Raw genomic sequence first — 8,068 nt, 5'->3', positions numbered from 1 at the left:
GGCACGGGCCGGCGGTCGATCGCGCTGCGGACCGCCGGCCTCACCCTGACGGCCCTGCTGATGCTGGCCGCCGCGGCGGCGGGCTGGGCCTACTGGCATCTCGACAGCAACATCAAGAGCGTCGACATCGACAACGCGCTGGGCGACAACCGCCCGCCGAAGCCGGTGACCACACCGTCGCCCCTAGCCTCCGCCCTGCCCAGCGGGGCGCTCAACATCCTGGTCCTGGGCTCGGACTCGCGCGGCGGCGAGGAGAACCAGAGGCTCGGCGGGGGCGACAGCTCGGGTGCCCGCTCCGACACGGCGATGGTCGTCCACCTCGACGCCGGGCGGACCAGCGCGACGGTGGTGAGCATCCCGCGCGACACCCTGGTCACCCGCCCGTCCTGCCCGCGCTCGTCCGGCGGTTCGACGGCGGTGGCCCACAACTCCATGTTCAACAGCGCGTACGCGGTGGGCGGTCCGGTCTGCGCCGTGAAGACGGTCGAGTCGCTCACCGGCGTCCGCATGGACCACTACATCGAGATCGACTTCTCCGGCTTCGCGACGCTCGTGAACGCGCTCGGCGGTGTCACCGTCACCACCGAGGAGGACATCGCCGACGACCACAGCCATCTGGACCTGAAGGCGGGCACCCACCATCTGGACGGCACCCGGGCCCTCGCCCTGGCCCGCACCCGGCACGGCATCGGCGACGGCAGCGACCTCGGCCGCATCGGCCTCCAGCAGACGCTGGTGAAGGCACTGCTGGAACAGATCGCCGCACAGAACCTGCTCACCGACCCGGCGAAGCTGTACCGGGTCGCGGACGCGGTGACCGCAGGCCTCACCACCGACACCGGCCTGGACTCCCTGACCGACCTGACCCGGCTCGGACAGAGCCTGCAGGGCCTGTCGGCGAGCGAGGTGCGGACGGTGACGATGCCGGTGGTGCGGGCGCCGTCGGACCCCAACCGGGTGGTGGCCGAGGAGCCCGAGGCGCAGAAGCTGTGGGAGTCGCTGCGCTGACCTGCGGGAACGCGGACCGGGAAGGAATCCGGAAAAAAATCTCGAAGAAATGCGGCGACGGTGTCGATCCCGGGGTCTCCCGATCGACGCACGGGTGAGAGCGGGAACAGACCCCGTTCCGAAAGACCCCGAGGAGTCACCATGCCGCGCTTTCTCACCCTGATCCGCATCGACGAGAAGAACGCCCCCGCCGAGGGCCCGAGCCCCGAGCTCATGGAGCGGATGGGCACGCTCCTGGAGGAGATCACCAAGGCCGGGGTCATGCTCGACACGGCCGGGCTCACCCCGACCTCGGACGGCAGCCGGGTGACCTGGGAGGGCGGGCAGCTCTCCGTCACCGACGGGCCGTTCACCGAGTCCAAGGAGGTCATCGGCGGCTACTCGATCAGCCAGTGCAAGGACAAGGCCGAGGCGATCGAGTGGACCAAGCGGTTCCTGTCCGTGCACGAGGACTACTGGACGATCACGGCCGAGGTCCGGCAGATCACCGAGGACTGACCGGCGCTGCTTGGCCGGGTGCCGCCGAGGGTGTCTGATGGTGGGCTGTGACAGCGCAGCCCACCCCGGACCCGAGCGGCACCGGCCCGGCCATCGAAACGGTCTTCCGCATCGAGTCGCCCCGCATCATCGCCGGCGTCACCCGCGTAGTCCGGGACGTCGGCATCGCCGAGGAACTCGCGCAGGACGCCCTGGTCGCCGCGCTGGAGCAGTGGCCGCGGGACGGGGTTCCCGACAACCCGGGCGCCTGGCTCATGGCCACCGCCCGCAACCGCGCCGTCGACCTGGTCCGCCGCCGGGAGAACTACGCCCGCAAGCTGGCGGAGATCGGCCGCGACCTGTCGACCGTGTCTCCCCCGGAGGAGCCCACGGTCCTCCATGACCCTGACGACATCGACGACGACCTGCTGCGCCTGGTCTTCACCGCCTGCCACCCGGTGCTGTCCACCGAGGCCCGCACGGCCCTCACCCTGCGGCTCCTCGGCGGCCTCACCACGGCCGAGATCGCCCGTGCCGTCCTGGTCCCGGAACCGACCGTCGCGCAACGCATCGTCCGTGCGAAACGCACCCTGGCCACGCGGAACATCGCCTTCGAGGTGCCCTACGGACCCGACCGCGAGGCCCGTCTCGGCTCCGTCCTCGACGTCATCTACCTCATCTTCAACGAGGGCTACGCCGCCACGGCCGGCGACGACTGGCTCCGCCCGTCCCTGTGCGAGGACGCCCTGCGCCTGGCCCGGGTGCTCACGTCCCTCATGCCGAAGGAACCCGAGGTCCACGGCCTGACCGCGCTCCTGGAGTTCCAGGCGTCCCGTACGACGGCCCGGACCGGCCCCTCCGGCGAACCCGTCCTCCTCAAGGACCAGAACCGCGCCCGCTGGAACCGCATGCTCATCGCCCGCGGCGTCGCCGCGCTGGGCAGAGCCGAGGCCGCCTCCTCGGGCGCCCCGGGCCCGTACCTCCTGCAGGCCGCCATCGCCGCCTGCCACGCGCACGCCTACACCTACGAGGAGACCGACTGGCCCCGCATCGCCGTCCTGTACGGCCTCCTGGCCGCCCGCTCCCCCTCCCCGGTCGTGGAACTGAACCGCGCGGTGGCCGTCTCCATGGCCGAGGGACCGTCCCAGGCCCTGCCGATCGTCGACGCCCTGACCGACGACCCCGCCCTGCGCGACTACCACCTGCTCCCCAGCGTCCGGGCCGACCTCCTCTCCCGCCTGGGCCGTACGGCGGAGGCCCGGGCCGAGTTCGAACGGGCGGCGTCGCTGACGCGGAACGAACGGGAACGGGAGTTGCTGCTGCGGCGCGCGGCGGAGCAGTCCTGACGGGCCGTCGGCCGCTGTCGGCTAAGCGGGGTGCCCGATGAGCATCGCCGGAGCCCCCGCCACCCGGGTCAGGAACACCGTGGCCGCGTGCGGGCCCTGCGGCTTGACCTTCTTGCGGAGTTCCTCCGGTTCGACCGCCGAGCCCCGCTTCTTGACGGTGAGGGTGCCGACCCGGCGTTCCCTCAGCAGCGCCTTCAGCTTCTTGACGTTGAAGGGGAGATGGTCGGTGATCTCGTAGGCGGTGGCGTAGGGGGTCGGGTGCAGGGTGTCGGCCGTGACGTACGCGATGGTCGCGTCGAGCAGGCCGCCGTCGACCCGGTCGGCCACCTCGGAGACCAGGTGGGCCCGGATGACGGCGCCGTCGGGCTCGTACAGGTAGCGGCCGGGCGGGCGGACCTCCGGGTCGGGCAGGCCGCGCGAGAGCAGGGTGCGGGTGCCCGGCAGCAGGGTGGCCCGTACCGCCCCCGGCTCGGTGCCGAACCACAGCACCGCCTCCTTCACGTCCCCGCCGTCGGAGATCCACTCGGCCTCGGCGTCCTCGGGCACCGCCTCGTGCGGGATGCCGGGGGCGATCTTCAGCGCGGCGGCGCGAGGGGCCCGGCGGGCGGCCGACACCGCCCAGGACAGGGGCGGTGAGTAGGCCTCGGGGTCGAAGATCCGGCCCCGGCCGCCGCGTCGGGCCGGGTCGACGAAGACGGCGTCGTAACCGGCCGTGTCCACCTCCGTGACATCGGCCTCCCGCACCTCGATCTGGCCGGCGAGGTCCAGCGCGTCGGCGTTCGCCCGCGCCGCCGCGGCCGTCATCGGGTCCCGGTCCACGGCCAGCACCCGGATCCCGGCGCGGGCCAGCGCGATCGCGTCCCCGCCGATGCCGGAGCACAGGTCGGCGACGGAGGTGATCCCCAGGTCCTTCATCCGCCGGGCGCGATACGCCGCCACACTCGCCCGGGTCGACTGCTCCACCCCGTTCGGCGTGAAGAACATCCGCCCCGCGTCCTTTGCCCCGAACTTCACCGCCGCCCGCTGCCGCAGCCGCGCCTGGCCCAGCGCCGCCGACACCAGCTCGGCGGGATGCTCCCGGCGCAGCCGCGTGGCCACGGCCAGCTCCCGCGCCGGGTCGGTGTCCCGCACCTCGTCGAGGAGGGCGCGGCCTTCGGGGGTGAGGAGGAGGGCGAGATCGTTCACCGGATCATTGTGGGCCAGTCGGTGGACGGTATGCCGTCGGCCGCGGTGTCGGGGAGGGTTCGCACCGGCCGGCTGCGAGGATCCGGCATCATGCGAGCAGTCGTACAAAATGACAAAAGACGGGCAACTGGCGGCGCACGCATCGCCCTCGTCGTGCTCGCCCTCGCCGCCATCGCCTCGGGCTGCGCGCAGGCGGACGGCGGCCGGGTCACCCCGGCCGGCGGCCAGCAGCCCCTCGACGCGCCCCCGGCCCGCGCGCTCGACTCCTACGCCACCAAGCTGCGCGCCGCGCACGCCGCCCGCATCGCCGCGGCGCACCGCTGGGGGCTGAGGAGGGTCCCGCTGACCGCCCCGCCGGCCCCCGGGAAGAAGCCCAGGATCAGGACCCGCAAGGGCTTCGAGGTGGAAGGCCACCGGGAGCTGGGCCTCCCGCCCGTCTTCACCACCATCCCCACCCGGGACAAGGTCGTCTTCCTCACCATCGACGACGGCGCCGAGAAGGACCCGGCGTTCCTGCGGATGATGAGCGACCTGGACGTCCCGTACACCGCCTTCCTGAGCGGCTACCTGGTGAAGGACGACGACCGTTACTTCCGGCAGATGCAGGCCAGGGGCGTGGTCCTGAACAACCACACCCTCTGGCACCGCTACCTGCCGGGTCTGTCGTACCGCGCGCAGAGGCGCGAGATCTGCGGCATGCAGCGCTTCATCGAGAGGCGCTACGGCACCCGCCCCACCCTCTTCCGCCCGCCCTTCGGCAGCTACGACAGGGCGACCCTGCGCGCCGCCAAGGTCTGCGGCATCGCGTACGCCCCCCTCTGGAACGCGGAGGTCTTCGTCGACCACTGGGAGTACCGCGAGTCGGACCGGAGGCTGCGCCCGGGCGACATCGTCCTCACCCACTTCCGGGGCCGCGAGCAGTGGAAGGGCGCCATGCCCGACATGATCCGCCGCTTCCTGAACAAGGTCACGACCGAGGGATACGCGGTGGGGCGGCTGGAGGACTACCTGTGAGGCGGCTGCCGACCGTCGCCGCGCTCTGTGCGGGCATGCTCCTGCTGGCCGGTTGCGCCGGGGCGGCGGGGGAGCGGGCGGGAGCGGACGGCCGGGGCCAGGACCCGACCCACGCGGCCGGCTCCCTCGCGCGTCCGGCGCGACTGCCGCCCGTCGTGGACCGGGTCCGCACCCGCGACCCGGTCGTCTTCCTGACCTACGACGACGGCGCCGAACGCGACCCCCGCTTCGCCGGCCTCGTCAGCGAACGGCGGCTCCCGGTCAGCCTGTTCCTCACGGACAGCGTCGCCGGACCCGGATACGGCCGGCTCGCCCGGCTGCGCGCGGTCGGTGTGTCCCTCCAGAACCACACCCTCGACCATCCGGCCCTGCGCGGCCTGCCCTACGTCGGCCAGCGCGCCGAGATCTGCGGCCAGCAGCACAAACTCCGCACCCGCTTCGGCATCCGCCCCCACCTCTTCCGCCCGCCCCACGGCACGTACGACACGACGACCCTGCGCGCGGCCGCCGACTGCGGCATCACGGCGGTCGTCCTCTGGCGGGCGTCCCTGTCCGCCGACGGCGAACTGACCTATAGCCACGGCGAGCCGCGCCTTGGCCCCGGCGACATCGTCTCCGTGCCGTCGGCCGAGACGGAGTCCCTGACACCGACGGAACGGACCGTGCGGCTGCTGAGGGAGATCGAGAGGCGGGGGCTGCGGGTGGGGCGGCTGGAGGACTACCTCTGACCCGGACCGACCGCCGACGCGCCGCGGCCAATTAGCAGTCCGCTTGACCGAGTGCTAATCGCGGTCATAGTCTCGGCTCTGGCACTCCCCCCTGGAGAGTGCCAACACAGCGACGGGCAGGTCCGGCACCCGCGACGACGGATCGACCTGGTCGCCACCTCAGACAGTTAACCCCGTGAGATCTCCGAAGGGGGAGGTCGGATCGTGACGACCACCAGCTCCAAGGTTGCCATCAAGCCGCTCGAGGACCGCATTGTGGTCCAGCCGCTCGACGCCGAGCAGACCACCGCCTCTGGCCTGGTCATCCCGGACACCGCCAAGGAGAAGCCCCAGGAGGGCGTCGTCCTGGCCGTGGGCCCGGGCCGCTTCGAGGACGGTAACCGTCTTCCGCTCGACGTCTCCGTCGGCGATGTCGTGCTCTACAGCAAGTACGGCGGCACCGAGGTGAAGTACAACGGCGAGGAGTACCTCGTCCTCTCGGCTCGCGACGTGCTCGCGATCGTCGAGAAGTAATTCACCCCGCATTACCAGCATTGCAGTGAACTGCGCCCCTGGCCCCCGCGACCTTATGAAGCCGGGCGTCGGGGGCGCGGTTCGTTTCACCCACATTTTCCGAGAGGGCTGAACCGCTCCCATGGCGAAGATCCTGAAGTTCGACGAGGACGCCCGTCGCGCCCTCGAGCGCGGCGTCAACAAGCTTGCCGACACGGTCAAGGTGACGATCGGCCCCAAGGGCCGCAACGTCGTCATCGACAAGAAGTTCGGTGCCCCCACCATCACCAACGACGGCGTGACCATCGCCCGTGAGGTAGAGGTCGAGGACCCGTACGAGAACCTCGGTGCCCAGCTGGTCAAGGAGGTGGCGACCAAGACCAACGACATCGCGGGTGACGGTACGACCACCGCGACCGTGCTCGCCCAGGCGCTCGTGCGCGAGGGCCTGAAGAACGTCGCCGCCGGTGCCTCCCCGGCCGCCCTGAAGAAGGGCATCGACGCCGCGGTCAAGGCTGTGTCCGAGGAGCTCCTCGCGACCGCCCGCCCGATCGACGAGAAGTCCGACATCGCCGCCGTCGCCGGTCTGTCCGCCCAGGACCAGCAGGTCGGCGAGCTCATCGCCGAGGCGATGGACAAGGTCGGCAAGGACGGTGTCATCACCGTCGAGGAGTCCAACACCTTCGGTCTGGAGCTGGACTTCACCGAGGGCATGGCCTTCGACAAGGGCTACCTGTCGCCGTACTTCGTGACGGACCAGGAGCGCATGGAAGCGGTCCTGGACGACCCGTACGTCCTGATCACGCAGGGCAAGATCTCCGCCATCGCGGACCTGCTGCCGCTGCTGGAGAAGGTCATCCAGGCCAACGCCTCCAAGCCGCTGCTGATCATCGCCGAGGACGTCGACGGCGAGGCGCTGTCCACCCTCGTCGTGAACAAGATCCGCGGCACCTTCAACGCCGTCGCGGTGAAGGCCCCCGGCTTCGGCGACCGCCGCAAGGCGATGCTGCAGGACCTCGCGGTCCTCACCGGCGCCACGGTCGTCTCCGAGGAGGTCGGCCTCAAGCTCGACCAGGTCGGCCTGGACGTCCTCGGCTCCGCCCGCCGCATCACCGTCACGAAGGACGACACCACGGTCGTCGACGGCGCCGGCAACAAGGACGACGTGCAGGGTCGCGTCGCCCAGATCAAGGCCGAGATCGAGTCCACCGACTCCGACTGGGACCGCGAGAAGCTCCAGGAGCGCCTCGCGAAGCTGGCCGGCGGCGTGTGCGTCATCCGCGTCGGTGCCGCCACCGAGGTCGAGCTCAAGGAGCGCAAGCACCGTCTGGAGGACGCCATCTCCGCGACCCGCGCCGCGGTCGAGGAGGGCATCGTCTCCGGTGGCGGCTCCGCGCTCGTCCACGCCGTCAAGGTCCTCGAGGGCAACCTCGGCAAGACCGGCGACGAGGCCACCGGTGTCGCGGTCGTCCGCAAGGCCGCCGTCGAGCCGCTGCGCTGGATCGCCGAGAACGCCGGCCTGGAGGGCTACGTCATCACCTCCAAGGTCGCCGAGCTGGACAAGGGCCAGGGCTTCAACGCCGCCACCGGCGAGTACGGCGACCTGGTCAAGGCCGGCGTCATCGACCCGGTCAAGGTCACCCGCTCCGCCCTGGAGAACGCCGCCTCCATCGCCTCCCTCCTCCTCACGACCGAGACCCTGGTCGTCGAGAAGAAGGAAGAGGAGGAGCCGGCCGCCGGGGGCCACGGCCACGGCCACGCCCACTGAGGCACCGACCTCGTAGCAGAAGCCCCCGTTCCGCCCAGGCGGACGGGGGC

Annotated in this window: 8 protein-coding genes; 7 read left to right on the top strand and 1 reads right to left on the bottom strand. The window is 71.5% G+C overall.

The window, feature by feature from the left end:
- The 3 genes from ACFTZL_RS36725 to ACFTZL_RS36715 form a co-directional block, all read left to right on the top strand.
- A partial coding sequence (locus tag ACFTZL_RS36725; protein WP_382592269.1) for an LCP family protein occupies positions 1-1,008 on the top strand: 1,008 nt, incomplete at its 5' end.
- Between the two features lie 141 nt (positions 1,009-1,149).
- Positions 1,150-1,506 (top strand): YciI family protein, encoded by a 357-nt coding sequence (locus ACFTZL_RS36720; RefSeq protein WP_175434258.1) that lies wholly within the window; start codon positions 1,150-1,152, stop codon positions 1,504-1,506.
- A gap of 47 nt (positions 1,507-1,553) precedes the next feature.
- Entirely contained in the window at positions 1,554-2,831 is a 1,278-nt protein-coding gene (locus ACFTZL_RS36715) for an RNA polymerase sigma factor (RefSeq protein ID WP_382592266.1), read from the top strand.
- A gap of 21 nt (positions 2,832-2,852) precedes the next feature.
- Here ACFTZL_RS36715 and ACFTZL_RS36710 read toward each other — a convergent pair whose 3' ends face one another.
- Positions 2,853-4,016, bottom strand: a complete 1,164-nt coding sequence (locus tag ACFTZL_RS36710) for a methyltransferase domain-containing protein (RefSeq protein ID WP_382592264.1) — start codon at positions 4,014-4,016, stop codon at positions 2,853-2,855.
- Positions 4,017-4,106: 90 nt separating this feature from the next.
- Here ACFTZL_RS36710 and ACFTZL_RS36705 point away from each other — a divergent pair, with 90 nt between their 5' ends.
- The 4 genes from ACFTZL_RS36705 to groL all read left to right on the top strand — a co-directional run bounded on the left by ACFTZL_RS36705 (position 4,107) and on the right by groL (position 8,018).
- On the top strand, positions 4,107-5,030 hold the full coding sequence (locus ACFTZL_RS36705; RefSeq protein WP_382592263.1) for a polysaccharide deacetylase family protein: 924 nt from the start codon (positions 4,107-4,109) through the stop codon (positions 5,028-5,030).
- A 35-nt stretch (positions 5,031-5,065) separates the two neighbouring features.
- Entirely contained in the window at positions 5,066-5,758 is a 693-nt protein-coding gene (locus ACFTZL_RS36700; RefSeq protein WP_382592272.1) for a polysaccharide deacetylase family protein, read from the top strand.
- A gap of 204 nt (positions 5,759-5,962) precedes the next feature.
- Positions 5,963-6,271 carry a co-chaperone GroES gene (groES, locus tag ACFTZL_RS36695; RefSeq protein WP_003974211.1) on the top strand — a complete coding sequence of 103 codons (309 nt, stop codon included), beginning with the start codon at positions 5,963-5,965 and terminating at the stop codon, positions 6,269-6,271.
- 121 nt (positions 6,272-6,392) lie between these two features.
- Entirely contained in the window at positions 6,393-8,018 is a 1,626-nt protein-coding gene (gene groL / locus ACFTZL_RS36690; protein WP_189722724.1) for a chaperonin GroEL, read from the top strand.
- Positions 8,019-8,068: the final 50 nt, after the last annotated feature.

It is taken from the genome of Streptomyces sp. NPDC056948 (genome assembly GCF_042674225.1).
GTDB classification, from domain to species: Bacteria; Actinomycetota; Actinomycetes; order Streptomycetales; family Streptomycetaceae; genus Streptomyces; species Streptomyces purpurascens.
Note: the sequence above shows the minus strand (reverse complement) of the source record. Positions and strands in the feature narration are given on the sequence as shown.